The organism is Embleya sp. NPDC005971 (assembly GCF_040629175.1).
In the GTDB taxonomy this organism is placed as follows: domain Bacteria; phylum Actinomycetota; class Actinomycetes; order Streptomycetales; family Streptomycetaceae; genus Embleya.
Window position 1 is genome coordinate 22,635 of record NZ_JBEXUX010000074.1, and the last position, 25,433, is coordinate 48,067.

Consider the following 25,433-nt stretch of genomic DNA (forward strand, 5'->3'; position numbering starts at 1 on the left):
CGCGACGGCATGGCGCAGCGGCTCTGCGCAGCGCCTTTGCGCGGCGCTCACCGACCCGCCGCGCACCACCCCCTGCTCGGCCTCGGGCGGGCGGCGGGCAACCAGACACCGATTCCCGCCGGAGTCAGACCCTGAGCTTCGCCAACGTCGCCTTGGCACTGGCCACCAGCATGTCGCCGGCCTGCTTGGGCGTGGTTCTCGGTGCGCCGTCGCCTCCGGTGCCGGTACTCACCCACGTGGTCTGGTAGGTCATGCCGCCCTCGCGCACCGCCAGCAACACCCACACCAACCCGGTGTCCCCCTTGCCCGGTTCGGGGACCTGGACCACCAGGTACGCCTCGCTGCCCAGGTTGCGCACCCGGTCGATCGTGTAGTGCGTCTGTTCCGTCTTCTGCGCCTCGAAGGAGCGCAGGGACGGGCCGAACTCGGCCTTGGGATCGGTCTTCTTGTGCAGCGTCACCGTCTCGGTGATCCAAGCCGTCGGGCTGGAGGCGCCGACCGCGTCCTTCGGATCGAACGGAAGGCTGCAGCCCATGGTTTCGAGGTTGGGCTCCCGTATGCCAGTGGCCTTCGGCTTGGGATCGTCGGTCACCACGTAACCGGTGAAGACCTCCGCATCGGTCGCCGCGCACAGGTCCGCGGTATAGCGGTAGCCGGCCTGACCGGGCCCGTCGTCCCCACCCCCGAATCCACCGGTGGCGAACAGCGTGCCCGCCCACACCGCCGACGCGACCCCCGCTCCGGCCAGGGCCCACAACCACCCTCGGCCGCGCCCATCCACGGATCCCGGCGGGCGACCATAGGGTCCACCCGCCGGTCCGAACCCCGGCCCGACGTCGGCCGACGAGGGGAACGAGCCGGGTTGGTAGGGCCCCAGCGGCGCCGACGCCGGACCGTACGGACCGGGCGGCGGGGCCGACTGCGGATATCCGTGCGATGGGACCGGCCGAGGCGGTTCTCCCGGAATCGACATGCTGCGAACATAGCGGAGCGGAAAGGGAGTTCGACCCCTTCCGCAACCCCTATCCCGACGACCCGGCGCCGGCCGGGGCCGCCGGCTCCGGGCGCAGCACCATCAGCGCGGCGTCGTCGGTGAGTCGGCCGCCGCCATGCGCCAGCAGCGCCCGTTGCAGCAGGCCGAGCAGCTCGGCTCCGGACATCCTCGGATCGGCATGCCGGGCGAGCCATTCGCGCAGCGGGAAGAACCGCCCCTCGGCGTCCCGGGCCTCGGTGGTGCCGTCCGTGTACAGCAGCAACAACTCGTCCGGTGCCATCCGAAAACGATGGGCCGGCGCCCGCTCCTCGGCGGGGAGCAACCCGGCCAACCCGAGCGGCAACTCGGGCGGTACGTCGATCCAGCGCACCCCGGACGGGCCGATCAGGGCGGGCGCCTCGTGGCCGTGGTTGACCAATTCGACCAGCCCGTCCGGGCCGAACCGGGCGAGCAGCGCCGTGGCGAACCAGTCCGTGTCCGGCCCACCGAGCAGCACCTGGTTGCGGCCGAACCGCTCCAGGGCCTCGCCCATACGATCCCCGACCCGGTGCAACTCCGGCTCGGTGAACGCGGCCTCGTCGAAGGTGCCGACCAACGCCGCACCGGCGCCGACGGCGGTCATGCCCTTGCCCTGCACGTCGGCGATGAACGCGCGCGTCCCGTACCGCGTGGCCACCACGTCGTACACGTCCCCGCCCACCTCGGCGTCGCGCTCGGCCGCCAGGTAGCTGCGGTCGACCCGGACCCCGCCCACCACCGGCGGCGCCGGCGGCAACAACGCGCGCTGCACGTGCTCGACCACATTGCCCAGCCGCGACACCCGATCCTGCAATCGGGTCCGCAACAACACCGTGGCCACCGCGATCGCGCCGCCCAACACCACCACCACGAACCCGGCCCAGTCGTGCGTGTAGCCGCTCGGCGCCAGCCACGGATCCAATACCAGGAACGTCAACGTCGCCAGCACCGCGTAGACGGTGGTCGCGCGCACCGTGGTCAGGCTCGACGCGGTCATCGGCACCAGACACAACATCGTGTCGGTCCGAAACTCGTCGGGTGTGCCGAAGTCGACCGCCACGATCACGATGTACAGCAGCGCCGGCAACAGCGGGATCAGCCGCCGCATCGGCCGGCCACCGCCCCCGACGACCGCCGGGGTCTCGCTCATCGGGAAGCCACCACCCTGGTTCACCCGCAAGGGGCCGTGCAGATCGGCCCTCCCACCCCTTTCCCGATCCACCCTCCGTCCAGCTACGCCACACGGCTGACCATCGCAAACGCCCGTCCCCGGCACCGGACGACCGTCCCCATGCGGCGCCGGCGACCGGCAACGGCGCGGCCGGGCGGGTTCAGGCGGTGGAACCGGCCGCCGCGAGCAGGGTTTCGGCCAGCCGGCGGGCTCGTTCGGCCGGGGCGGCGGTGCGCTCGCGCAGGGCGGTGACCACGGCGCCGTCCATCAGAAGGACGAACTGCCTTGCGAGTAGGGCCGGTTCGGCGACCTCGGCGGCGGTCAGGAGCTGTTCGAGGTAGCCGACCACGGATTCCTTGTGCGCCGCCGCGACCCGATGCGCGGGACTGTCCGGGTCGGCGGACTCGATCATCGTGTTGATGAACGCGCAGCCCCGGAAGTCGTTGCGGACGAAGCGCTCGGCAAGCGCGTCGAAGACGGCGAGCGGCCGGCCACCGAGCGCCTCGACCCGCTCGGCGAGCCAACTCCGCCAGCGCCGGTCGCGCGCCTCCAGCACGGCGACCACGAGGTCGTCCTTGCTCGGGAAGTGCCGATACAACGACGCCCGACCGACGCCCGACTCGGCCAGGATGCGCTCGATGCCGACGGCGCGGATCCCCTCGGCGTAGAAGAGTTCCTCGGCGGTGGCGAGCAGGCGGTCTCGGGCTTTGACGGGCACGTTCGGAATCCTAACCCCCCTTGACCGGAAACGGTACCGATCAGTACCGTCTGGAAAACGGCACCGATCGGTACCGTTTCTGTTTCCGCGCCACACCCACGGGGGTCCGCATGTCGTCCACACCCGCCCCGGCCACCGCTCCGGCGGTCGCCCCCGCCCAGCCCGACACCGAGGACCTCCTCGCCCGGGTCGCCAGGCAACTCGGCCGGGTGCCCAACCTCTACGCGGCGCTCGCGAGCGGCCCGGCCGCCCTGGAGGGCTACCTCGCGATGCGCGACCGGCTCACCCGGGGTGTGCTGCGCGCGCGTCTGCGCGAGCAACTCGCGTTGCTGATCGCACAGGAGAACGAGTGCACCTACTGCGTCAGCGCGCACTCCCTCCGCGGCGGCCTGATCGGGCTGACCGAGGAGCAGCTCCGGGCCACCCGCGAGGGCCACGACACGGACCCGCACACGGACGGGGTCCTGCGCCTGGCCCTCGCGATCATGCGCACCGGCGGCCGGGTCACCGACGCGGACCGGGCGGCGGCCCACACCGCCGGCGTCACCGACGCCGAGCAGGCCGAGATCGTCGCGCACATCGCGCTGAACACGCTCTCCAACTACTACAACCACCTGGCCCGACCGGAGCTGGACTTCCCGGAGGTACCGGCGTGACCGAAGGCACGGGCCCGACCGAAGGCAGCCGAAGAGCCACGGGCACGGACCCGGCCACCGAAAGCCCCCGAGCCACCACCGACGGCGAACAAGCCGCCTCGGCCCAACGCACCACCACGATCGGAGCCCCCGCATGAACCGCACCTGGCACGACGCGTCCGTCGAACTCGTGGACGGCTATTCGGTGATCGACGCCGACGGCACGGCCACCGCTTCGGTGCCGGCCGTCCGAGTGGCCGTCGAGGGCGGCTTCGCGCACCTGGACATCCCCGGTACCGGTGTCGTCCAGATCGTCTCGGCGCCGGCCGTACGGCTGATCACCTACCGCACGGAGCGTGCCTCGGACTGAACGGGCCCGGGTGCGCCGGCCGGTACGGGGGTCCGGCCGGCGCACCCGGTCCACATCGCGTCCCGCATGCGCGCCGTCGAGGTCGGGTAGTCCCGATGAGTTTTCCGGCCCGCCGCAGTCCACCCCTCATGGACCGCGACGACGACGCGCAAAGGAATCACCCCATGACACCGGATCTGCAACCGCCCGCCACGACCATCGCCGCGCTCGTGGTCGGACTCGACGACTCCCGGCTCGACGATCCGACTCCGTGCACGCACTACACGATCCGCGATCTGCTCTCCCACCTGGTCGGCCTGACCGCCGCCTTCCGCGCCGCGGGGCGCAAGGAACTCGGCGCGCTGACCGAGACCGCCCCCGGCGCCGAGATGCCCCCGCTCGGCGCGGACTGGCGCACGGTCCTGCCCCGACAACTGGACGAGCTGGTGGAGACCTGGCACGAGCCGGACGCGTGGACGGGCGTCACCCAGGCCGGTGGGGTGACCCTGCCGGCCGAGATCATGGGGCTGGTGGCCCACAACGAGCTGGTGCTGCACGGTTGGGACCTGGCCCGCGCGCTGGGCCGCGACTACACGGTGGACCCGGCGAATCTGGAGACCTCGCTGGCGTTCCTGACCCCGGCGCCGGATGCCGAGGACACCCCCGACGAGCAGACCCTGTTCGCCCGCCCGCTGCCTGTGCCCGCCGACGCCCCGCTGCTCGACCGGGTGGTGGCCCTGGCCGGCCGGGCGCCGACCTGGCAGCCGTCGAAGGCGTAGCCCGGGCGGCCGGGTACGGTGCACGGACGTACCGAATCCGATCGCACCGCGAAGGGAACGAGCGGCCCATGACCTCGCAACCGGAGCAGCCCGAGCAGCCGCAGCAACCGGAGCGGGCGCAGCCACCGCACGAGGACACCGTGCTGCTCGACCGGGTCGGCCCGGGCGGCCGACTCGGCCGGATCACGCTCAACCGCCCACGCGCGATCAACGCGCTCGACCACCCGATGGTGCGCCGGATGCGGGCCGCGCTCGTCGACTGGGCGGACGACGACGAGGTCGCGGCGGTGTTGGTGACCGGCGCGGGCGAGCGTGGGTTGTGTGCGGGCGGCGACATCCGGGCGATTCGCGCGGACGCGCTCCGGGGCGGGCAGGCGGCGCGCGCGTTCTGGCGCGACGAATATCTGCTCAACGCGCGGATCGCGGCCTATCCGAAGCCGTACGTGGCGATCATGGACGGCGTGGTGATGGGCGGCGGGGTCGGCATCTCCGCCCACGGCGACGTCCGCATCGTCACCGAGCGCTCGACCGTCGCGATGCCGGAGACCGGAATCGGCTTCGTACCCGATGTCGGCGGCACGTACCTGCTCTCCCGCGCCCCCGGCGAACTGGGCACCCACCTGGCCCTGACCGCCGGGGCGATCGGCGCCGCCGACTCGATCCTGTGCGGGCTCGCCGACCATTTCGTACCGGCCGACCGCCTGCCGGCCCTGCTCGACGCGCTCGCCGTCGAGGCCCCGGCCGACGCCGCCGCACGCTTCGCCCAGGCCGCGCCTGCGGGCGAACTCGCCGAGCGGCGTGGGTGGATCGACGCGTGCTACGCGGCGGACACCGTCGAGGAGATCGTGGATCGGCTGCTCGGCAGCGGCGAACCGGCGGCGAAGGAGGCCGCCGAACTGATCGCGGCGAAGTCGCCGACCTCGCTCAAGGTCACCCTGGCCGCGCTGCGTCGGGCTCGGGCGCTGGATTCGCTCGCGCTCGTGCTGGACCAGGAATACCGGGTCTCGTGCGCGTCGTTGGCCACGGCCGACCTGGTCGAGGGCATCCGGGCACAGGTGGTCGACAAGGATCGCGATCCGCGCTGGTCGCCCGCGACGTTGGCACAGGTCGGCGCGGCCGAGGTCGAGGCGTTCTTCGCGCCGCTGGGCGAGCGGGAGTTGGGGTTGGCACCGGGGTCGGGGACGGGAGCGGGCTCGACGGCGCGCTGAGCGGGTGGCGGCTCAGTGGTGGAAGCCCGGCGCCCGGGCCTCGGTCGGCATCGGTCCGCCGAGCCGGTCCAGGAAGGTGGTCGCCTCGCGGATGTCGTCCAGGAGGTCGCGGGCCAGGTCCATGCCGAGGCCGTTGCGGACCACGATCCGCTGCACCGTCAGGTCGGCGAGGTCGTCGGGCATCGGGTAGGCCGGTACCTGCCAACCCTTCATCCGCAGCCGGTCGGACAGGTCGTACAGGTTCCAGTTCTCGGTGTGGCCGGCCTTGAGTCGCCAGGCGAACACCGGGATGTCCGAGCCGTCGCTCCACAGTTCGAACGCGTCCATCCCGGCAATGCCCTCGGCGAGCCGGCGGGCCACGTCCTGGGACGACTTCTGCACGGCGCGGTAGCCGCTGCGGCCCAGTCGCAGGAATTGGTAGTACTGGAGCAGGACCTGGGCGCCGGGGCGGGAGAAGTTCAGCGCCAGGCTGGGGGTGACCCCGCCGAGGTAGCTGACCCGGAAGATCAGATCCTCGGGAAGCAGATCCGCGCTGCGCCACACCACCCAGCCCAGACCGGGGTAGACCAGTCCGTACTTGTGCCCGGACGTGTTGATCGAGTGCACCCGCTCCAGCCGGAAGTCCCATTCCAGGTCGGAGTGCAGGAACGGCGCGATCATCGCACCGGAGGCACCGTCGACGTGGATCGGCACGTCCAGCCCGGTGTCGCGCTGGATCTCGTCCAGGGCTCGGGCGATCCGCGCCACCGGCTCGTAGGCCCCGGTGTAGGTGACGCCCAGGATCGCGACCACGCCGATCGTGTTCTCGTCCACGTAGGAGGCCAGGTCGTGGCCGTCCAGCGTGCGGTGCTCCTCGCTGATCGGCACCAGTCGCGCCTCGACGTCCCAGTAGTTGCAGAACTTCTCCCACACCACCTGGACGGCCGAGCTCATCACCAGGTTCGGCCGATCGGTGGGCTTGCCGGCCGCACGGCGGGCGTGCTGCCAGCGGCGCTTGAAGGCGAGCCCGGCGAGCATGCACGCCTCGGACGAGCCGATCGCGGAGGTGCCGATCGTGTGCTGCGGGTCGGGCGCGTTCCACAGTTCGGCCAGGATCTTCCAGCAGCGGTCCTCGATGGCCGCGGTGTGCGGGTACTCGTCCTTGTCGATCATGTTCTTGTCGACCGATTCGGCGTACAGCCGGCCCGCGTAGTCGTCCATCCAGGTGCCGACGAAGGTGGCCAGATTCATCCGGGCGTTGCCGTCGAGCATCATCTCGTCGTGCACGATCCGGTAGGCGGCCTCCGGCAACATCTCGCCGATCGGCATCCGATATCGCTCGACGGCGACCGTCTCGCCGGGACGGGCGAAGATCGGATTCAGCGCGACGACGTGCTCCTGCGACATGAACCGCCCCTTAGTTGCCGTATGGGTTGCCGTATGTCGTACCTCTCCACGCTCGACGCGCCCACCGCGAGCCACAAGCGGGGCGACCCGAAAGGGTGGACCGCCCGACGTCGACGGGCGGGGCGGGGAAAGAAGGCGTCAGGGCGTGGGTTCGGGGGTGCGCGGATCGCGACGGGGGAGCACTCGGGCGGTGCCGGTGGGCAGGATCGGGGGCGGCTCGGTGGGCTCCGGCAGCGGCTGGGGCAGCGGACGCGGGGACCGACCCGGGCCGAACTCCAGGGCGACCACGTGTTCGCGCAGGGTGCGGTCGAGCAGGACGACCGAGGCCGCCTCCGGCACCACCGCGCCGCCCTGTACGGACAGCGCCAACAACAACTGGGCGAGACCGCGCCGGTGTCGGTCGAAGACCCGTCCGGGCACCCAGCGCCCGCGCTTCTCCTGGCCCGCCAGCGCGTCGGCCGGATCCACCGCGAGCAGCACCAGGTGCAGTTCGCGCCGCTGCCGACCGGCGGATCGGGCCAGCCACCGGCGCATCCACGGCCGACTGCCGCAGTCGTGCACCAGCACCGGTCCCCCGTCGCGCACGTGCGCGCGCAGCCGCCGCACGTGTTGCAGCCGCACCCACGGGCGATACACCGCGTACGGCAACCAGCGCGGCATCCGCGCCTGATACTCGACGTGCGCCGTGCGCGGGTCGACCACCGTCGCCGAGCGGGACCAGCGGTCGATCAGCGTGCTCTTGCCGCTGCCGGGCAGGCCGGAGACCACCACGACGGCACCGCTGGGATAGCCCAACACGGCGGGCCCGCGCTCGCGTCCGCGCAGGTCAACGAGCCCGCGCGGGTGCAGCGGCAGGCCGAAGTCGGCCGCCGGGTCCCCCTCGGCGTACGTGCGTTCCGGCTCGTGCGTCTCGCCCACTGTCGACTCCCCCACAAGCGCACATCCTCACAGGTCGCGCCGCCCGCGAGGCGGCCGGGGCCGCCGACGACAATCATCGTCGACACCCGCCGCCCCCGGGTACGAACGCGCCGAGGGCCGCCCGGGTGGGTGAAGCAACTCCCGGCGGCTAGCGCGTCGTGGCCTCCGCCGCCTCGTGCCGGTCGCCGTCCCGGATCAGCCATGTACACAACACGGCCGCCACGAACGCCAGTACGGACATCAGCAGGCACACCTGCGCCAACCCCGAGGTGAACGCCTCCCGGGCATCGGCCAGCGCGGCCGGATGCTCGGCCAACGGCGCGAACCGGCCGGAGACCACGCCGTCCCGGACCTGATCGACGGCCTCCGACGGCACCCCGCCGCGCGCCAACACGTCACCGCCCAGGTCGTCGCCGACCCGCGCGGTCAACAACGCGCCGCCGGCCGCGATCCCGATCGACGTACCCAGGGGGAAGAACATGTTGGTCGCCCCGGACGCCATCCCGGCCCGCTCGGCCGGCACCACGCCCACCGCCACGCCCATCAGCGGCGGGAAGCTCAATCCCCCGGAGATGCCCAGCAGCACGAAGCCGGGCAACATGACCGTCCACGAACTGTCCGCGTCCACCCGGGTCATGGTCAACACGCCGACGCCGGCCACCGCGAAGCCCAGACCGATCGCCTGCCCCGGCATCAGCACCCGCAGCACCAGTCCGCTCAGCGGCGCGATCAGCAGGATCGGCCCGGTGAGCGCCAACATCTTCACGCCGGTCTGGAACGGCGAGTTGCCGAGCATGCCCTGCAACCACAGGATCAGGAAGGGCAACAGCCCGAACGAGGTGATCCGGGCGAACAGGGAGGCCAGGATGGCCCCGCTGAACGACGGGATGCGAAACAGCCGCAGATCCAGCAGCGCCATCCGCGGCCGGAGCATCTCCACCACGACGAACGCGATCACCAGGACCGCCCCGCCGACGAGCGTGCCGAGCACGATCGTGTCCGTCCAACCCTGTTCGGGCGCCCTGAGCACCGCGTAGTTGAGCGCGAACAGGCCGGTGATCGCGAGCAGTACACCGGCCAGGTCGATCCGGCCGCGACCGGCCGAGGCGGTGGCGTCGTCCGGCAACCGGAACCGCGCCCCGAGCACGACCAGGGCGCCCACCGGGAGGTTGATCAGGAAGATCCACCGCCAGCCGAGCCCGTCCACCAGCGCGCCGCCGACCAGTGGACCCAGCGCCGCGGCGGCGCCGCTCAGGCCCGAGTAGACGCCGATCGCGGTCTGTCGGGCGGCACCCGCGTAGGCGGACGCCAACAGCGCCAACGAGGTGGCCATCACCATCGCCGCGCCGACGCCCTGCACACCGCGGAAGGTGACGAGCAGGCCGACGTTCGGCGCGATCGCACACGCCGCCGAGGCGAGGGTGAACAGTGCGACGCCCGCGCCGAACACCCGGCGCCGACCGATCCGGTCGGACACCGAACCGGCCGCGAGCAGCAGCGCGGCGAAGGCCAACGTGTAGGCGCTGACCACCCATTGCAGGCCGCCCAGACGTGCGCCGAGATCGTCGGCGATGTCGGGCAGCGCGACGTTGACGATGGTCACGTCGAGGGTCATCAGGATGCCGGCGCCGCTGACCAGGACGGTCGGCCAGCGGCCTCCGGGCGCGGAGCCGGGCGCTGCCGGGTCCGACGGCGTCGCGTCGGCGGGCGACGGGAGGGGGGATATGGGCTTGGCCATGTGGACGAACGACCTCACGCGTCGGGGATGGACGACCTGCTATCGGGTGTGCCCGGGTCATTGCCGAGCGAGTCGCCGACCATGGGCACGTTCCGCTCGGCTCCGATATTTGATCAGTGATCAAGTAGGCTAGCCTCACCTAAGCATCCACGCCAGGGGTACGCCGAAATCACCGCACGGCGGCGACCGCCCGGCGTGCGGTGGTGAGGTGCGCGGTCGGCGGTCGGGGTCAGCGGTCCTTGACGATCAGGCCGAGCAACTGGGCCAGGGCCGGGGCCAGGTCCAGGAGTTGGGCGGAATCGATGGTCGCGCCGCGCAGGGCGTCGATGCCCGAGGCGATGTCCAGGGCGCCCGCGTCGCGGAGGTCGACCCTGCTCAGTTGCGCGTTGTCGAGCCGGATCCGCTCCAGGGTCGAGCCCGGGAAGGTCACGTCGGTCAGCGTCGCGCCGGCGAGGTCCACGTCACGCAGCAGGCAGTCCACGAAGGAGACCTCGCGGAGCCTGGTCTTGCGCAGGTTGACCGAGTCGAACTTGCAGTGGTGGAAGACCACTCGTCGCATCGTCGCGCCGAACGCCTCGATCCCGGCCAGCACGCTCGCGGCGAACTCGGCGTCCATCCACGAGGTGTCCACCAGGTCGCTTCCCACGACACGCACGCTGTGCAGCCATACGTCGTCGAACCGGGCGCGCCGATACCGGCCCCCGGTGAACGTCACCGACGAGAACGCCGACGACGTGAAGGCGGACCCGCCGGCCACCGACTCCACGAACGCGTCGCCGTCGAAGTGTGCGAACTCGTGGTCGCCGTCCCGTTCGAGTTCGCCCTCGAAAGCCACGAGCCGGTGGGCGTACGGCAGTTGGGTCAGTTCACGAGAGTTGTGCACACGCATCGCAATCCTCCACGGACGCATCGTCGGGCCCCGGTCCCACGGGGAATTCCCGTCCGCGATCGTGAACCGGTCGGCGAAGCGCGGACGGACCCATGCCTATCGCGCGACCCGACCTTCGGCCGAATCGGCGTTGCGCAAAAGGGCCGTCGGAGCCCACTTCCCCCGGCTCCCCGCGCACCGTCGTCCGTTCCGTACGTCAGCCGGCGAAGGGGGCCACCGGTTCGGCGCCGGCGGCCAGCGCCTCGATCCGGGCGGCGATGCCGTCGAGGCTGCGATCGAGGCTGTATGTATAGATGTGCAGGGCGTACGCCTCGCGCTGGTCGGGGCCCTCGCGCAGGTGCGCGAGCGTGTCGGCGAAGGTGCGCAATCCCTCGCCGCCGGCGGCCGGTTGCTCGGAGAGAGCGCCCGTGTCCATCACGAAGACACCGGCGGCGGCCCGGTCGTCCTCGATCACGATCGGCGACATCGCCCCGGCGAACAACACGTGATAGGCGGCCATCGCCTCGATGCCCAACCCGCTCCGGGCCAGCAGCGCGATGCCGTGGTCGATGATCGGCAACGCGGCCGGCACATCGGGCCCACGCAGCGCGAGTCGACGCGCGACGCCGGGATGGGCACGCAGGATCGGCCGGGCGGCCAACAACAGTTCGCGGAACCAGGGCCGCCACGGCAACTCCGGGTCGGGCACCGGGAAACGCGCCACCACCTCCTGCACGACCGCGTGCGCGACCGCGTCCCGATCACCGACATGGTGATAGAGCACCTGCGGCCACGAGTCGAGCGCGGTGGCCAGGCTCCGGATCGTCCAGCCCTCCAGCCCCACCTCGGCGGTCAACGCGGTCGCCGTCCGCACGATCCGCGCCCGCGTCACGGGCTGCTTGGCGCGCACCGACGTCAGCCTGGCCTTGGGCACCCGCTCCACCCTCCTCACGCTCCGAAACCATTCACCCGACCCACCCAACCTACTGGAGCCCCTGCGGACCCCGAGCCGCCCGTGCGGGGAGCCGGTCGCGGGCCCGCGCACATCCCTGCGCGCGCTCCCGTCCTCAAGAACGCGCTTGCCCGCCCCTGCGAGGATTTCCGCATGCCGATCGAGCAGTGGGACCACGACGACCTGGTGTACGAGCACATCCTGATGTACGCGCTTCCCGACGACGCCTGGTCGGTCGAGCTCTACGCAGGCCGCATCCCGGACCGCCGACACCTGATCACCGTGCTCGTGCACGACGAGGATCCGACCCGGGCGAACCACGTACTGCTGAGCAGGGGCGAGTTGCCGCTGCCACTGCTGCGCCGCTTCCTGGACGTGGTCGAGCGCGAGGAGAGCGTGCGGGACGGACCGTGGGCGACCGAGCCGACCGAGGAACGGCACTACGGGTTCCAGACGGGATACGTCCTGCCGCATCGGGCGTGGTCGCTCGAACTCGCCGCGATCCGACCCGCGTTGCACACGCTGGTGATCGCCGAGGTCTTCGACGAGGAACCAAGGCCGACCCGCGTGCTGTTCGGCGACGGTGAACTGCCGCTCGCGGACCTGCGCCGCTTCCTCGAATCGGTCGACGAGGAGGAGCAGCGGCGGGGGTTCGCGCGCGTGTCATAGGATAGTGAGTATCGAATGGATACCGAGGGGTGTGAGTGGTTGTGCACGGTACGGTGACGGCGGTGAGTCGGAGCTCGGAGCATCTGTTCACGAAACCGAACCAGAGCACCATCCGGCTGCTGGCCGGACTCGGCGTCGAGGGTGACGCCCATCTCGGGGTGACCGTGCAACACCGCTCGCGCGTCGCGGTCGATCCCACCCGACCCAACCTGCGCCAGGTGCACCTGATCCACGCCGAGTTGCACGAGGAGTTGGCCGCAGCCGGCTTCACCGTCGCGGCGGGCGAGTTGGGCGAGAACGTCACCACCCGCGGCATCGACCTGCTCGGCCTGCCCACCGGGACGCTGCTGCACCTGGGCGCGGAAGCGGTGGTCGAGGTGACCGGCCTGCGCAACCCGTGCCCGCAGATCAACGCCTTCCGGGACGGCCTGTTGAAGGCCGTCGTCGGGCGCGACGCGGCGGGCAACGTGGTACGCAAAGCGGGCATCATGGGCATCGTCCGAACCGGCGGCCAGCTCCGCCCGGGCGACCGGATCCGGGTCGAACTCCCCGCACCACCACACCGCGCGCTCGAACGCGTCTGAGCTCGAACGCGTCCGAGGCCGAGGGCACCGCGCGCCGCCGCGAGGGCTCGCGGTGGGTGGTCCGCGGTCGTCCCGGGCGACCGGTCGGGCGTGGGTGGGTCAGGATTGTTGCTTGTGTCGCTCCGCGAACATGGTGGCGAGTGTGGCGACGACGTACTCGTCGGTGCCGGTCTTGTCGATTCCCAGGCCGGAGAGCACACCCGCGCCGTCCTCCGACTCCAGGAGCGCGAGCAGGATGTGCTCGGTGCCCACGTAATTGTGGCCGAGCCGCAGCGCCTCGCGGAAGGTGAGCTCCAGGACCTTGCGCGCCGACTGGTCGTACGGAATCAGCTCGGGCACCGTGTCGATCGGCGGCGGCAGCACGCCGAGCACCGCCTCGCGCACGGCTTCCGGGGTCACCCCCTGGGCGACGATCGCCCGTACCGCCAGGCCCTCGGGCTCCCCCAGCAACCCCAGCGCCAGGTGCGCCGGCCCGATCTCCGGGTTGCCCACGGCGCGGGCCTCGTTCTGCGCCGTCATCACCACGTTGCGGGCCCGGTCGGTGAAGCGACCGAAGCCCTGCCCGGGGTCGAGGTCCGCCTCGCCGAACGGCTTGGCGACGAAGCGCTTCTGCGCGGCCTGCTTGGTCACGCCCATGCTGGTGCCGATGTCCTTCCAGGACGCCCCCGACCGGCGCGCCTGGTCCACGAAGTGGCCGATCAGGTGGTCGGCGAGTTCGCCGAGGTGGTCCGAGACGATCACCGCGTCGGACAGTTGGTGGAGGGCGTCGGAATGGGTCTTCTTGATGGTCTCGATGAGGTCGTCGAGCCGAACCGGATTCGTCATGCGCACAGGGTTCTCCATGCGTCAACCGTAGGTTGACGATCAAGGTTCGTCAACCACAAGTTGACGAATTTTACCGAGCGTGGATGCCGCGTCGCCCGGCAACCGCGCGTCGGTCGCGCCGAATCGGCCGGGTCAGGACCGGCTCGCGTCCTCCGCGCCCGCCGGCCCGTCCAGCATCGTCCGCGCCGACCGCACCTCCCGACGCACGTCGGTCAGCGCGTCGACCGGGTCCTCGACCGGCTCCGCCGACCGGGCGGGCGGCTCGCCGGTCCGCATCGAGGCCGCCAGGACGCGCAGTTCGGCGGCCATGTGCGCGGCCGCCTCCGGCGAGGGCGGCGGCGCGCCGTGCGCGGTGCGTACCGCCGCCGCCGTGCCGGTGTCGATCACCCGCTCGACCGCGACGATCAGCGGCCACCACGCCGCGGCCCGGGCGCCGGCCGGCGGCGGCTCGCCCAACGCGCGCTGGAACTCGGTGCGGACATCGGACAGATCGCGATAGATCCGCCGCCGGGTCCGGGCCCGCGCGGCCTGATCGGTCCGCTCGTCGAACGCGCACTCGATGTATTGCGCGGTGTCCTCGATCGCGGTGGCCAACCGGGCCCCCACCCGGGTGTGCCAACTCTCCGGCCACAACACATATCCCGCGACCAACACGATCGCGCAGCCGATCAGGCTGTCCACCAGGCGCGGCGCGAGCAGCCCGACGCCCTGGTGCCCGAGCAGGTCGGACAGGATCAGGATCAGCGGTGTGATCACCGCGGTCTGATAGCCGTAGCCGCGCCGGGAGAGTATCGGCAGCGCCGCCGCGAGCACGACCACGACCGGCACCTCCCACCACCCACGCGGCACGAACTCCAGGATCACCCCCGCGACCACCAACCCCGCCGCCGTACCCAAGGCACGCAACAACGCCCGGGAGAAGACCGAGCCGAAGTCGGGCTTGAGCACGAAGGTGACGGTCAACGGCACCCAGTACGAGCGTGGTACGTCCACTACGGACACCAGTGCCTGTGCCACCCCGATGCACAACGTCAACCGCAGCCCGTACCGCCAGGACTCCGCCGACACCAGCAGGTTGCGCGCGCCGGCGGCCACCCGCTCGGGCAACGCGCCGGGCCGGCCGATGCGATCGGGGGTGCGATAGGCACCGGCGAGCGTCTCCCGCGCGTGCGCGATCGCGGCGACGACCGCGCGGTCGGCCGGGTCGGTCGCGGCGGCCGGCGCCGGCACGTCGGCCGGCACCGTGCCGGCGCGTACCGCCGCCGCGATCTCGCGCACCGCGGCCACATCGCGCTCGCCCACCGACCGGTCCTCGGCCTGCACCGCGGTGGCCGCCTCGACCAGCGGGCCGACCGAGTTCAACAGCGCCACCAGGCGGGACATACCGCGACTGCGCCCCGGCGCCACCGCCCGCCGGCCGAGCAGCAGGTCGTACGCGTGGTTGAGGGTCAGCGTCACCTCGGCCCGAGCCGTCTCCCACTCGGCGGTACCGGCCGAGGCCAGCAGGTCCGCGGTCGCGTCGTACGCGTCGGCCACCGCGACCCGCTCCGGAATGCGCGAACGCGCGGGCCACGCGAGCAGCGCGAGCAGCAGTACGAACCCGGCACCCAGCAGGGTCAGCATCGGCGCCCGCCACCACGGCGAGGGCATCGGCAGGCCCGCCCCGATCACCGCCATCAACAACAGGTTCAGGCCGGACGCGGAGGCCACCGCGCCGATCGTGCTGATCATCCCGGCGACCAGGGCGACCACCGTCAACAGCGCGACGGCCGACCAACCGTGGCCGAACTGCCAACTGCCGAGCGCGAGTCCGATCGCGCCGACGATCTGCGGTACGGCGATGTTGAGCACCCGCAGCCGGTAGGCGTCGGCGGTGTCCCCGAACACCGCGCCGAGCGCGCCGATGGCCACCAACGCGCCGGAGGCGCTGTCCCCGATCGCCACCCCGACCGCGAGCGGCGTCGCGATACCGATCGCCGCGCGCACCGCGGCCGCCTTCGGCACCGGGCCGGGGTTGGCCCGCAGCGTCAGGGTGAGCCACTCGGGCGGCGCGAGCCGGCCCGATCGGGCGGCACCGTCGGCGCGCTCGCCGTCGTCGGGATCGTCGTGTTCGGTCATGGTCATCACAGGATCCCGAACGAGACGAGGGGAACGGACAAGGCACGCGGGGCCGGACGAGTACGGCATTCCGCTTCGCGGACCACGTTACCGAGGCCGCAGCGGACACGAGCGGCCGGCCCGCCCGGACCGGTCGCCCGGAGGGCTCCTTGGCCGGCCCGCGTGCTCAGCCCGTCACGGACTTGCGTGCGTGTACGAAGAGTTGCTCCTCGGGGCCCGCAGCCGGGTGGTTCGGCTGGAACACGCTGACGCCGTGGTGGACGATCTCCAGGCCCGCCGCGCGCAGCCGCACGAGCAGTTCCTCGGTGCTGTGGCTGGTCACCCGGGCCCGGTGGCCCAACCATTCGATCTCCACGCCGTCCGCCTCGGCCGGCACCGTCGCGAACGCGAGCAGGCCGCCCGGCGCCAGGCGCGCGCCGAGCCGGTCCAGTTGGGCGTCCAGATCGACCCTGGGCAGCTGAAGGAACGGGAAGAACGCGCACACCGCGTCCCACGCGCCGTCGTCGTCGAGCAGATCGCGTACGTCCAACTGCTCGAACGTGGCGCCCGCCACCCGTTCCCGAGCCAGCTCGACCATGGTTGCCGAAACGTCGATCCCGGTGACCCGATGACCGGCCGCGACCAGCCTTTCGGCGGTCGGCCGGCCGGTGCCGGACCCGATGTCGAGCACCTTCGAGCCGGGCCGGAGTTCGGCGATCAGCCAGTCCAGCGCGGCCAGTTGCTCGGGCAAGTCCGCGAACGCGGTCTCGTACGCGGCGCCGACGGCATCGAACAGGGCGGCGGCCGGGGACTCCGAGCCGTGTGCCAGCGGAGAGTGCGAGGCGGATTCGGGGCTCATGGAGGAGGGCGTCCTTTCACCGGCGGAACACGAAACGGTGGCACGGGAAACGATGGAGCACGGAGCGGGGGCGGGGCTTGGGCCGGGGAGCGGAGAACCGAAACAGGCGGCTAGACCCCGGAACGGGCAACGGAAGCGGGCCGGCGGCGGCTACCGACGCAGCAGGATGCCCCGGATGAACGCCGCCTGCCCCGCGTGTTGCAGGTCGTCGGCGATCACACTGACCAGCCGTGCGCCCAGGGTGACCGCCGGCGTCCAGTTCTCGTCGACCACCCGATCCAGGTCGGCGGCCGACAGTTCACGGACGAAGGCGATGGTCTGCTCGTGGACCGCGTCGTAGTAGTCGGTGAGCAGCGCCGCCGAGTCGACCCGGACCGCGCCCACCGCCTCGGCGTCCTGCCCGTATCCGATCGCCCGGACCGGGAAGGGCAGTTCGAAGCGGCCGTGCCAGTCCTGCGCCGTCCACACCTGCTCCAGCGCCGCGACGTCCGACACGTGGTCGTCCTGGACCCGGGCCAGATGCCAGATCAGCCAGGCGATCGAGTTCGCGTCGTCGTCGAGTCGCTCGGCCAGTTGTGCGGGGGTCAGCCCCTCGACCGCCTCGTGCACCACCTCGCGCACCCGGCCGAACGCGTCGACCAGTAGCTCCGCGCTGTTCATCGAACAACCCCTCGTTTCGTTGCGCTCGTCCGCTCGATGTCCGGTACGCCCGCCCATCGACCCTGCTACTCCTGCCCAGCCTGCTCCCGGTCGTACACCTGCCGAGCCGCCTCGATGGTCGGGCCGTGTCGCTCGGCCCAACGGACCAGGCCGGTGAGCGACGCGGTCAACTCGCGCGCCACGTCGGTGAGCGTGTACTCGACCTTCGGCGGCACGGTCGGATACACGGTGCGCGTCAACAGCCCGTCACGCTCCAGCCGGCGCAGGTTGAGGGTGAGCACGCGTCGGCTGATCCCGGGTACCGCGCGTTCCAACTCGGTGAACCGGATCGGGCCCTCGGCGACCGACACCAGGATGCCGATGCTCCACTTGCCCGCGACGTGGTCGAGCGTGCCGACCACCTGACACGCGTTCGCCCACGTGACGCGTCCCGAATCGGCGTCGGGCTCCCGCTCCCCGTCGCCCTCGGCAACATTCGGGCCGGCCGGAACGCCGCCGACCTGGACGGGTACATCGGTGTTACTGCGGAACGTCAAGGTGCCTCCTTACGCGAACCGCCATGGTCACAAAGAATCGACCCAGCGAACAACGAGGCACCCACGAAGGCGAGAACGAGACACCATGAACACCGACGAAACGCCCCGTGACGAAGCCGCGCCGACCGATGCCGCAACGACTCCGGTCGATCCCGCGGAGCCCGCCGGCCCCGCCGAGGAGGCCCCCGCCGGTCCCCCGCCCCGACCGCTCACCGAGGACGAGGTGCTGGAGATCCTGGCCCGCGAACGCATCGGCACGCTCGCGACGATCAAGCGGGACGGTCGGCCGCACCTGTCCAACATGCTCTTCGCGTGGGATCCGGCCGCCCGGGTGATCCGCTTCTCCACCACCGCCGACCGCGCCAAGCCGCACCACGTCCGGCGCAACGCCAACGCCGCGCTGCACGTGTCCGGCGGCAACGTCTGGTCGTTCGCGGTGGCCGAGGGGGACGCCGAGGTCACCGAGCCGACCACGATCCCCGGCGACGCCACGGGCCGCGAGTTGCTGGCCATGGTCCCGGCCGAGTTCCGGCCGGCCGACGAGGCGACGTTCCTCGCGGGCGCCGTCGCGGAGCGCCGGGTGGTGATCCGACTGGCCGTCACCCGCCTGTACGGCACGGCACTGGACGTCCCCGACGCCTGAACCGACGCCGGCGAGATCCTCACCCGGAGGCTTCCGTCGGTGCGCACAGGGTCCGGCGCACGGTGTCGCGGAGCCAACGGTGGGCTCCGTCGGCCGTGTGCCGCGGGTGCCAGGCCATCCCGATGGTCACGGGCGGCAGTGCCAGGGGGATCTCCAGGAGGTGCAGTCCGAGGGCCCCGGCATCGTGGGTGAGGGGCGAGGGGGCGGCGCCGGGGAGTGCGGCGGGTACGAGGCAGACGATGTCGCTGCGGGCGGCGAGGGTCATCGCGGCCAGATGGCTGGGCAGAACGACGCTGACCCGCCGCTGGAGGTTGTGCTCGGCCAGGGCGGTGTCGAGGGGGCCGGTGAACCGGCCGCGACGGCTGACCGAGACGTGTTCGGCGGCGGCGAGCCGGGCCGGGGTCAGCGTGCCTTCGGTGAGCGGATGGCCGGGCCGGACGGCGGCCACCATGCGGAGGTCGACCAGTTCGTCGACCCGGGTTTCGGGGTCGACGTGGTCGATGGATCCGATCTCCAGGTCGATCCGGCCGTCGCGCAGGGCGGGTCCGGCCTCGAACTCCTCGGCCCGGATCCGGAACGAGACCCCCGGCGCCTCCCGCCGGGCCAGTTGCAACAGTCCGGGGGCCAGTGCCGCGCCGACCAGGTCGGCGGCCTGGATGGTGAAGGTGCTGCGCAGACCGGCGGGGTCGACGCTGGCACCGGGGCTCAGCAAGGCGCCGAGGCTGCGGACCACGGAGACGGCCTCCTCGCGCAGGGCCTGGGCGCGTGGAGTGGGGACCATGGTCTGGCCGGCCCGGACCAGCAGGGGGTCCTGGAGGATGCGGCGCAGGCGGGCGAGATTGCGGCTCATCGCGGCGGGCGAGGTGTGCAGACGCGCCGCGGCACGAGTCACGCTGTGCTCGGTCAGCAGGGCCTCGAGCGCGATGGCGAGATTGGCGTCGATGACCGGATCCGGGCTGCTCACCAGCATTATTCCATTTCAGTCAATGATTCCGTGCCGAAGTTCCCATTGTGGCAGTACGCGGACCCCGAGCAGGATCGGGGACGTACCCAATCGGCACGACCCCATGAGGTTTTCATGATCGTCATCACTGCTCCCACCGGGAACATCGGCCGTCACCTGCTCGCCCGGCTCCTGGAATCCGCCCCCGCCGCGGGCGAGGAACTGCGCGTGATCGTGCGCGATCCGGCCCGGCTCCCGGACGCGGCGCGCGGACGCGTCGACGTGGTCACCGGCTCGCACTCGAACGCCGAGGTCCTCGACCGGGCCTTCGAGGGCGCGGACGCCGTCTTCTGGCTCGTCCCCCCGGACGCCGCCCTGACCCCGCAGGACGCCTACCTCGGTTTCAGCCGCCCCGCCGTCGAGGCGCTCGCCGCCCACCGCGTCGGCCACGTCGTCGGCGTCTCCGCACTCGGCCGCGGCACCCCGCTCGCCGACCGGGCCGGCGTGGTCACCACCTCCCTCGCCATGGACGACCTGATCGCCGACAGCGGCGTCGCCTACCGGGCCCTGGCCTGCCCGTCCTTCTTCGAGAACTTCCTGGAGGAGGCCGACTCGATCCGCGAGAACGGCTTCTTCACCGACTCCGTCGACGCCGACCGCAAGGCCCCCCTCGTCGCCGTCGCCGACATCGCGGCCGCCGCGGCCGGCCTACTGCTGGACCGCTCGTGGACCGGCACCGGCAGCGTCCCGGTCCTCGGGCCGCAGGACCTGTCTCCCAACGACCTGGCCCGGATCATGACCGAACAGTTCGGCCGCCCCGTGCGCTACGAACGTCAGCCGCTCGACGAGATGTACACCACCCTTGTCGGCTACGGCCTCAACGAGGCATTCGTGCAGGGCATCGTCGACATGAAGCGGGCCAAGGACGAGGGCCTGGACGCCGGCGTCGCCCGCACCCCGGAGACCGCCTCCCCCACCGACTTCGAGCAGTGGTGCGCGCAGCACCTCAAGCCCGCCGTCCTGTCCTGAAGTCCCGTACCCGGCGCCGGAACACCGAGCCCGGCGCATCCGAACCACCCGCCACCTTGGAGGCACCCCGATGTCCACTGCCACGACCGAACCGCCGGTCACCGCGTTCATGCTGGTCAAGACCACGCCCGAGTGGCTCGCCCTGACCGTCGAGGAACGCGTGCACGCCTTCACCACCCAGGTCCTGCCCGCCATCGAGGCCAAGACCACCGGCGTCCGGTCACGCTTCTACGACACGGAGTTCTACTCCGTGCGCGTCACCGACGTCTGGGTGTGGGAGGCCGAAGGCCACCACTCCTACCAGCTCCTGATCGACGCACTGCGCGAAACCCCGTTCTGGGACCGCTACTTCGAGATCGTCGACCTCCTGGTCGGCACCGAAAACGGCTACGCCCGAACCTACGGCCTCGAACCTGTGGCCACGATCGCCACCTGATCCAGCGGCCGGGCGGGCGGGCGGGCGACCGGCGACGCGGGTGGCCGGGTGCGCCGGGTGAGCGGGAAACCGGGCCGATGCCTCCGGCTGATTGCCACCGGAGGGCATCGGCCCGGAGGCCGGAGATGTCGGCGCTAACCGCGATGCGCTCGGCGGTAGGCGCGGGGGGTGGTGTCGGTGAAGGCGCGGAAGTGTCGACGCAGGGCGGCGGGTGAGTTGAATCCGGTGCGGGCGGCGATGCGCTCGACGGGGACGTCCGTTTCGGTCAACAGGCGGCGGGCCTCGTGGAGACGGGCGCGGAGCAGGTACTGGAGCGGGCTGAGACCGGTGTGGGCGTGGAAGCGGCGGGTGATGCTGCTGACGCTGGTTCGCGCGTGGTCCGCGATGGCGGCCGGGGTCAGCGGGTGCTGCAGGTTGGCCTCCACCCAGCGCAGGGTGGGTTCGAGGCCCACACTTTCGGTGACTTCCCGATCGATGGTGTCCCGGACGTCGTCGGCATACGTGTGCAGCGGCGTGATCAGTTCGCGGCCGGTCTCCTCGGCCACCCGGCGGCCGTGGTCGCTGCGCAGCAGGTACAGGCAGAGGTCCAGGCCGCCGAACACGCCCGCAGCCGTCAGGAAGTGCCCGTCCTCGACCACTGTGCCGAGCGGGTCCACCTCGATCTCGGGATACCGGTCCGCCAGTTCCTCCAGGTACCGCCATCCGGTGGTGGCGCGGCACCCGTCGAGAAGTCCGCTCGCGGCGAGGGTGAACGTCCCGGTGCCGACGGCGGCGATCCGGCTCCCGCGCGCCGCCGCCGCCCGCAGCGCGGCCGAGACGCCGGGCGGCGGCTCGTCGCGATGGCCGTCGTGGCCGGGAACCAGGACGACGTCCGCGTCCGCGAGGCCGTCGAGATCGAACGGCGTGTCGATCCGGAGCACGGCCGGAGCGCCGGTGTCCCGCAGACCGCGAGCCGCGCAGATCCTGATCTCGTAGGCCAAGCCCGGGTTGTCGCGGCAGGCGGCCCCGAACACCAGCCCGGGAGTGGTGAGTTGATGCCCCGGGACTCCGTCGAGGGCGAGGACGGCGATCACTGACATATCCGGAATCTAGTACCGCCTTGCCGGAATCCCCTACTGGGTGACGGCCGGCATCGGCGCGCCGCGTCCGCCGGGACCGCATCGAGGTGTGCGGTGGCGCGTGGTGCCGGTACCGGCCGTGCGCTCGCTTGCGCCGAGCCGGTGCGGGCTCTGCACCGGGCCACCGGGTGCGCTGGGCCGGATCGCAGTCGCGTCGGGCCTCTCGGGCGGGGCGGTCCCGGGACACGCAGGCCGAGCGGTTCCGGGCCACCGGGTCGGGTCGGTCCTGGGACACCCGGGTCGGGGCGGGGCGGTGCCGCCCACTCGCGTCACGTCCGCTCGGGCCGAGCCGGTAGCCGTGGGCGTTGCGGGCGAAGGGGGCGCCGGGGTGGGCAGGGACGGGTGTGGGTGCGGGTGGGGCCGTCCTGCTTGCGGCCCGGGTGCATCACAATCCTGTCGACTCTGCGGACCGTGCCGCCGGGGCCGGTGCGGTTCGGGCTGCCGATCCGCACCATCCCGTCCGGCACGATCGGCAGACCGGCGGTGTCGGCGCCGTGCGCCGCGCTGCCGGCCGTCGCAGTGGTACCGAGCACGATCGCCGCGCCGACCGCAGCGATCGATTTCGCGAGCAGGCGGCGAGCGCGGGCGCTCGGGGCGGGCATCGAGGGCCGGACGCCCCCGTGTCCGTCCCCGTCCCAGCCATCCTCCGCGCCGCGCCACACGCGGAAATGGCCGTTCCAGTGGCTTCCTCGGCTAGATTCCGGTCATGCCAGTGATCGCCGTCCTCGTTCTCGACGGGGTCCCCGGGCACCAGCTCACCGCACCCGGCCTCGCGTTCGGCACCGCCGCCCGGCATCATCCTCCGGTCGCCTACGACGTGCGGATCTGTACCGCTCCGGGCTTCGAGGCGACCGGCGGCCTCGCCTCCTTCCGGGTCGAAACCCCTTGGGGATTGGACGGATTGGCCGATCTCGACGACACGGACACGGTGCTGCTGCCGGGACACGAGCGTTTCCGGGACCCACCGCCACCGGACGTCGCCGCCGCCCTCCGCGCCGCCGCCGCGCGTGGCTGCCGGATCGGCGCCGTCGGCACCGGCACGTTCACCCTCGCGGCCACCGGCCTGCTCGACGGCCGGCGCGCCGCGACCAGCCGCCGCAACACCGCGGAACTGGCCCGGCTCCACCCGCGGATCGATGTCGACCCCGAGGGTTCGGTGGTCGCGGACGGTCCCTTCCACAGCGCCGCGGGCGTCCTCGGCGGCATCGACCTCTGCCTCGACCTGATCACCCTGGACCACGGCATGGCCGTGGCCATCGAAACCGAACGCCAGCTGTTCCTACAACTCCACGACCCCACGACCCCCGCCACGACCTGCGCCGCCTACACCCCACCCGGCAGCAGCCTCGCCCCCACCACCGCATGGATGGAGGCCAACCTCCGCCACCCGCTGACCCTCGACGACATCGCCGCCCACGCCGGCCTCGGCGCCCGCCACCTCACCCGCCGCTTCCACGCCGAAACCGGCCTCACTCCCCTCCAATACCTCCTGCGCGCCCGAATCCAACGAGCCCAATGGCTCCTGGAACGCACCGAGGACCCGGTGGAACGCATCGCCACCCTCACCGGCCTCGGCACCCCCGCCAACCTCCGCCGGCACTTCCAACGCCAAACCGGCACCACCCCCACCACCTACCGCACCGCCTTCCGCACCTTCGTCACCAACCTCACACCCCGAGAATGAGCCGACAAGAACACCGGCCCGGGAACCGGCCCAACCCAGCCGACGGCAAACCCACCAACCACCAACCGAAGCCCCCGCGCACATCGCGGCGAGCCCAGCCCCCTCGCCCTCACACGAGCAGGCGAAGTCCACACACAGGTGAGCCAAAACCCGGCCCGAGCGTCGGAACCCGGGCCTCTCCGAAGGAAGTTCCTACGCGTGGGGCGTGACCCAGGCCGCCGGGCTGCCACCACCGAATCGGGATGAAGCCCCCACGCAGGTCGGGTGCCATACCGGCGCCTCGGCAACCGGGGTGTTGCCGAGGCCGCCCCCGTGTGGCCATGGCGCCCGGACGGCCCACCCGGCACATTCCCGGGTCGGAGCGACGGGTCCTCGGCAAAATACGAGGCCATCCGGTCGGTTCTTCGTGCACTCGCCAATCCAACAGACACGCGGGCACCGACGGCCATGTCTTCGGAGGCCTCCAGCTCACCGGTGTCACGACCCCACGCGTTCGGCCTGTCACGGGCACGGTCGTGTTCGCAGCCATCGGTGCCGGTTGTCGGCAAACGCCTGCCACAGCCCAACTCCCGAAGCACCACATGTCCGGGTGACCGTCGAGGAATCCCTATCCATCACCCCAGGTGCCCTCACGAACCGCGACATGCTTTTCACCAACGTCGTGGACGGGGTCGCCGAGCCGGCCCAAGAGTGCCGCAAGTGCGCAATGGCATCCCACTCCTACGACGCCCGGGTCGCCCGCACCCGTTGTGATCACCCAATGGTCGAGAACTACCGCGTGATGTGGAGGCCAACGGGCACGGCGGGCCGCCCATGCTGTTCAGGTTCAGGCAGGTCACCCCGCCAAGCACCTCGGCGCCGGCGGCAGCTCGGATAACGAGGCCGCCGTCCTGGAGGCACGTCGGCGCCGCCGGCAGGAACGGGCTCGGCGCTGGCCCGTCGAGCTTTCGAACGAGGCTCCCAACGGCGTCCAACAGTGCCTGGAAGCAGGTCAGGGTGTTTTCGTCGGGTCCGCCGGGGAGCCTTTTCGAGTGGGTCGGGCGTGCGCAGCCGGCGGTCGCGTCTTGGTCGGGTCGGGCGCGGGTGGCTTTGTGCTGAACGGTCGGCGTGGACCGGTGGAGATGGGCCCGGTCCCGGGGTCGCCGGCGGCCGGGAGCCCTGGGTTCCCCGGCGAGATGTGGGTGTTGCTCGGCGGGAAAGGCGCCGGCAACGGCGGAGCGGGAGGGCGGCTCGGTGAGGTCCGCCGGGGAGCCTTTTCGAGTGGGCCGGGCGTGCGCAGCCGGCGGTCGCGTCTTGGTCGGGTCGGGCGCGGGTGGCTTTGTGCTAAACGGTCGGCGTGGACCGGCGGAGATCGGCCCGGTCCCGGGGTCACCGGCGGCCGGGAGCCCTGGACTCCCCGGCGAGATGTGGGTGTTGCTCGCCGGGAAAGGCGCTGGCAACGGCGGAGCGGGAGGGTGCTTTCGTCGGGTCCGCCGGGGAGCCTTCCCGAGTGGGCCGGGCGTTCACGGCCGGCGGTCGCGCCTTGGTCGGGTCGGGCGCGGGTGGCTTTGTGCTAAACGGTCGGCGTGGGCTGGTGGAGATCGACCCGGTCCCGGGGTCACCGGCGGCCGGGAGCC

The 25,433-nt window shown here is 71.9% G+C and carries 25 protein-coding genes; 10 read left to right on the forward strand and 15 right to left on the reverse strand.

The genetic code is table 11. From position 1 onward, the window contains the following. Window positions 1-124 precede the first annotated feature (124 nt). The 3 genes from ABZ374_RS40435 to ABZ374_RS40445 all read right to left on the reverse strand — a co-directional run bounded on the left by ABZ374_RS40435 (window position 125) and on the right by ABZ374_RS40445 (window position 2,901). Window positions 125-781, reverse strand: coding sequence for a hypothetical protein (locus tag ABZ374_RS40435; protein WP_360321849.1), 657 nt, complete (start codon window positions 779-781; stop codon window positions 125-127). Between the two features lie 241 nt (window positions 782-1,022). Then, window positions 1,023-2,162, reverse strand: coding sequence for a PP2C family protein-serine/threonine phosphatase (locus tag ABZ374_RS40440; protein WP_360321852.1), 1,140 nt, complete (start codon window positions 2,160-2,162; stop codon window positions 1,023-1,025). 181 nt (window positions 2,163-2,343) lie between these two features. After that, window positions 2,344-2,901, reverse strand: a complete 558-nt coding sequence (locus tag ABZ374_RS40445) for a TetR family transcriptional regulator (RefSeq protein ID WP_360321855.1) — start codon at window positions 2,899-2,901, stop codon at window positions 2,344-2,346. Window positions 2,902-3,011: 110 nt separating this feature from the next. Here ABZ374_RS40445 and ABZ374_RS40450 point away from each other — a divergent pair, with 110 nt between their 5' ends. From ABZ374_RS40450 to ABZ374_RS40465, 4 genes are all read left to right on the forward strand, one after another. Beyond that, entirely contained in the window at window positions 3,012-3,557 is a 546-nt protein-coding gene (locus tag ABZ374_RS40450; RefSeq protein WP_360321858.1) for a carboxymuconolactone decarboxylase family protein, read from the forward strand. Window positions 3,558-3,690: 133 nt separating this feature from the next. After that, window positions 3,691-3,906 (forward strand): hypothetical protein, encoded by a 216-nt coding sequence (locus tag ABZ374_RS40455; RefSeq protein WP_360321861.1) that lies wholly within the window; start codon window positions 3,691-3,693, stop codon window positions 3,904-3,906. Between the two features lie 164 nt (window positions 3,907-4,070). Beyond that, window positions 4,071-4,664: a TIGR03086 family metal-binding protein gene (locus ABZ374_RS40460; RefSeq protein WP_360321864.1), complete on the forward strand. Its 594-nt coding sequence runs from the start codon at window positions 4,071-4,073 to the stop codon at window positions 4,662-4,664. Between the two features lie 68 nt (window positions 4,665-4,732). Continuing rightward, window positions 4,733-5,872, forward strand: coding sequence for an enoyl-CoA hydratase/isomerase family protein (locus ABZ374_RS40465; RefSeq protein ID WP_360321867.1), 1,140 nt, complete (start codon window positions 4,733-4,735; stop codon window positions 5,870-5,872). A 12-nt stretch (window positions 5,873-5,884) separates the two neighbouring features. Here the strand turns inward: ABZ374_RS40465 and ABZ374_RS40470 are convergent, their stop codons facing one another. The 5 genes from ABZ374_RS40470 to ABZ374_RS40490 form a co-directional block, all read right to left on the reverse strand. Then, window positions 5,885-7,258, reverse strand: a complete 1,374-nt coding sequence (locus ABZ374_RS40470) for a glutamate decarboxylase (RefSeq protein ID WP_360321870.1) — start codon at window positions 7,256-7,258, stop codon at window positions 5,885-5,887. A gap of 138 nt (window positions 7,259-7,396) precedes the next feature. Further along, window positions 7,397-8,176, reverse strand: a complete 780-nt coding sequence (locus ABZ374_RS40475; RefSeq protein ID WP_360321873.1) for an AAA family ATPase — start codon at window positions 8,174-8,176, stop codon at window positions 7,397-7,399. Between the two features lie 148 nt (window positions 8,177-8,324). After that, window positions 8,325-9,914, reverse strand: coding sequence for an MFS transporter (locus tag ABZ374_RS40480; protein ID WP_360321876.1), 1,590 nt, complete (start codon window positions 9,912-9,914; stop codon window positions 8,325-8,327). Window positions 9,915-10,143: 229 nt separating this feature from the next. Beyond that, the gene (locus tag ABZ374_RS40485) at window positions 10,144-10,803 is read right to left on the reverse strand and encodes a pentapeptide repeat-containing protein (protein ID WP_360321879.1); all 660 of its coding nucleotides are present in this window, start codon (window positions 10,801-10,803) and stop codon (window positions 10,144-10,146) included. A 196-nt stretch (window positions 10,804-10,999) separates the two neighbouring features. Beyond that, window positions 11,000-11,734 (reverse strand): TetR family transcriptional regulator, encoded by a 735-nt coding sequence (locus ABZ374_RS40490; protein ID WP_360321882.1) that lies wholly within the window; start codon window positions 11,732-11,734, stop codon window positions 11,000-11,002. 153 nt (window positions 11,735-11,887) lie between these two features. On the opposite strand from ABZ374_RS40490, the gene ABZ374_RS40495 reads away from it, so the two are divergent. Then, a complete protein-coding gene (locus tag ABZ374_RS40495; protein ID WP_360321885.1) occupies window positions 11,888-12,403 on the forward strand; it encodes a hypothetical protein in 516 nt (171 codons plus the stop codon). A 53-nt stretch (window positions 12,404-12,456) separates the two neighbouring features. Then, the gene (locus ABZ374_RS40500) at window positions 12,457-12,987 is read left to right on the forward strand and encodes an MOSC domain-containing protein (RefSeq protein ID WP_360321916.1); all 531 of its coding nucleotides are present in this window, start codon (window positions 12,457-12,459) and stop codon (window positions 12,985-12,987) included. A gap of 99 nt (window positions 12,988-13,086) precedes the next feature. Here ABZ374_RS40500 and ABZ374_RS40505 read toward each other — a convergent pair whose 3' ends face one another. The 5 genes from ABZ374_RS40505 to ABZ374_RS40525 form a co-directional block, all read right to left on the reverse strand. After that, entirely contained in the window at window positions 13,087-13,830 is a 744-nt protein-coding gene (locus ABZ374_RS40505; protein WP_360321888.1) for a Clp protease N-terminal domain-containing protein, read from the reverse strand. 114 nt (window positions 13,831-13,944) lie between these two features. After that, window positions 13,945-15,936 carry an FUSC family protein gene (locus ABZ374_RS40510; RefSeq protein WP_360321891.1) on the reverse strand — a complete coding sequence of 664 codons (1,992 nt, stop codon included), beginning with the start codon at window positions 15,934-15,936 and terminating at the stop codon, window positions 13,945-13,947. Between the two features lie 160 nt (window positions 15,937-16,096). Further along, complete coding sequence (locus ABZ374_RS40515; RefSeq protein WP_360321894.1) at window positions 16,097-16,768, reverse strand: class I SAM-dependent methyltransferase; 672 nt, start codon at window positions 16,766-16,768, stop codon at window positions 16,097-16,099. Window positions 16,769-16,918: 150 nt separating this feature from the next. Then, a complete protein-coding gene (locus ABZ374_RS40520; RefSeq protein WP_360321897.1) occupies window positions 16,919-17,428 on the reverse strand; it encodes a DUF664 domain-containing protein in 510 nt (169 codons plus the stop codon). Between the two features lie 65 nt (window positions 17,429-17,493). Then, entirely contained in the window at window positions 17,494-17,829 is a 336-nt protein-coding gene (locus ABZ374_RS40525; protein WP_360321919.1) for a helix-turn-helix domain-containing protein, read from the reverse strand. Window positions 17,830-18,049: 220 nt separating this feature from the next. Between ABZ374_RS40525 and ABZ374_RS40530 the strand changes: the two genes are divergently transcribed. Beyond that, complete coding sequence (locus ABZ374_RS40530) at window positions 18,050-18,607, forward strand: TIGR03618 family F420-dependent PPOX class oxidoreductase (RefSeq protein WP_360321900.1); 558 nt, start codon at window positions 18,050-18,052, stop codon at window positions 18,605-18,607. A gap of 19 nt (window positions 18,608-18,626) precedes the next feature. Here ABZ374_RS40530 and ABZ374_RS40535 read toward each other — a convergent pair whose 3' ends face one another. Continuing rightward, a complete protein-coding gene (locus ABZ374_RS40535; RefSeq protein WP_360321903.1) occupies window positions 18,627-19,577 on the reverse strand; it encodes a LysR family transcriptional regulator in 951 nt (316 codons plus the stop codon). Between the two features lie 108 nt (window positions 19,578-19,685). On the opposite strand from ABZ374_RS40535, the gene ABZ374_RS40540 reads away from it, so the two are divergent. Beyond that, window positions 19,686-20,579 carry an NAD(P)H-binding protein gene (locus ABZ374_RS40540; RefSeq protein ID WP_360321906.1) on the forward strand — a complete coding sequence of 298 codons (894 nt, stop codon included), beginning with the start codon at window positions 19,686-19,688 and terminating at the stop codon, window positions 20,577-20,579. Window positions 20,580-20,649: 70 nt separating this feature from the next. Continuing rightward, the gene (locus tag ABZ374_RS40545) at window positions 20,650-21,015 is read left to right on the forward strand and encodes a darcynin family protein (RefSeq protein ID WP_360321909.1); all 366 of its coding nucleotides are present in this window, start codon (window positions 20,650-20,652) and stop codon (window positions 21,013-21,015) included. A 134-nt stretch (window positions 21,016-21,149) separates the two neighbouring features. Here ABZ374_RS40545 and ABZ374_RS40550 read toward each other — a convergent pair whose 3' ends face one another. Continuing rightward, window positions 21,150-22,094, reverse strand: a complete 945-nt coding sequence (locus ABZ374_RS40550; protein ID WP_360321912.1) for a helix-turn-helix domain-containing protein — start codon at window positions 22,092-22,094, stop codon at window positions 21,150-21,152. 745 nt (window positions 22,095-22,839) lie between these two features. On the opposite strand from ABZ374_RS40550, the gene ABZ374_RS40555 reads away from it, so the two are divergent. Then, window positions 22,840-23,817: a helix-turn-helix domain-containing protein gene (locus ABZ374_RS40555; protein ID WP_360321914.1), complete on the forward strand. Its 978-nt coding sequence runs from the start codon at window positions 22,840-22,842 to the stop codon at window positions 23,815-23,817. Window positions 23,818-25,433 lie beyond the last annotated feature (1,616 nt).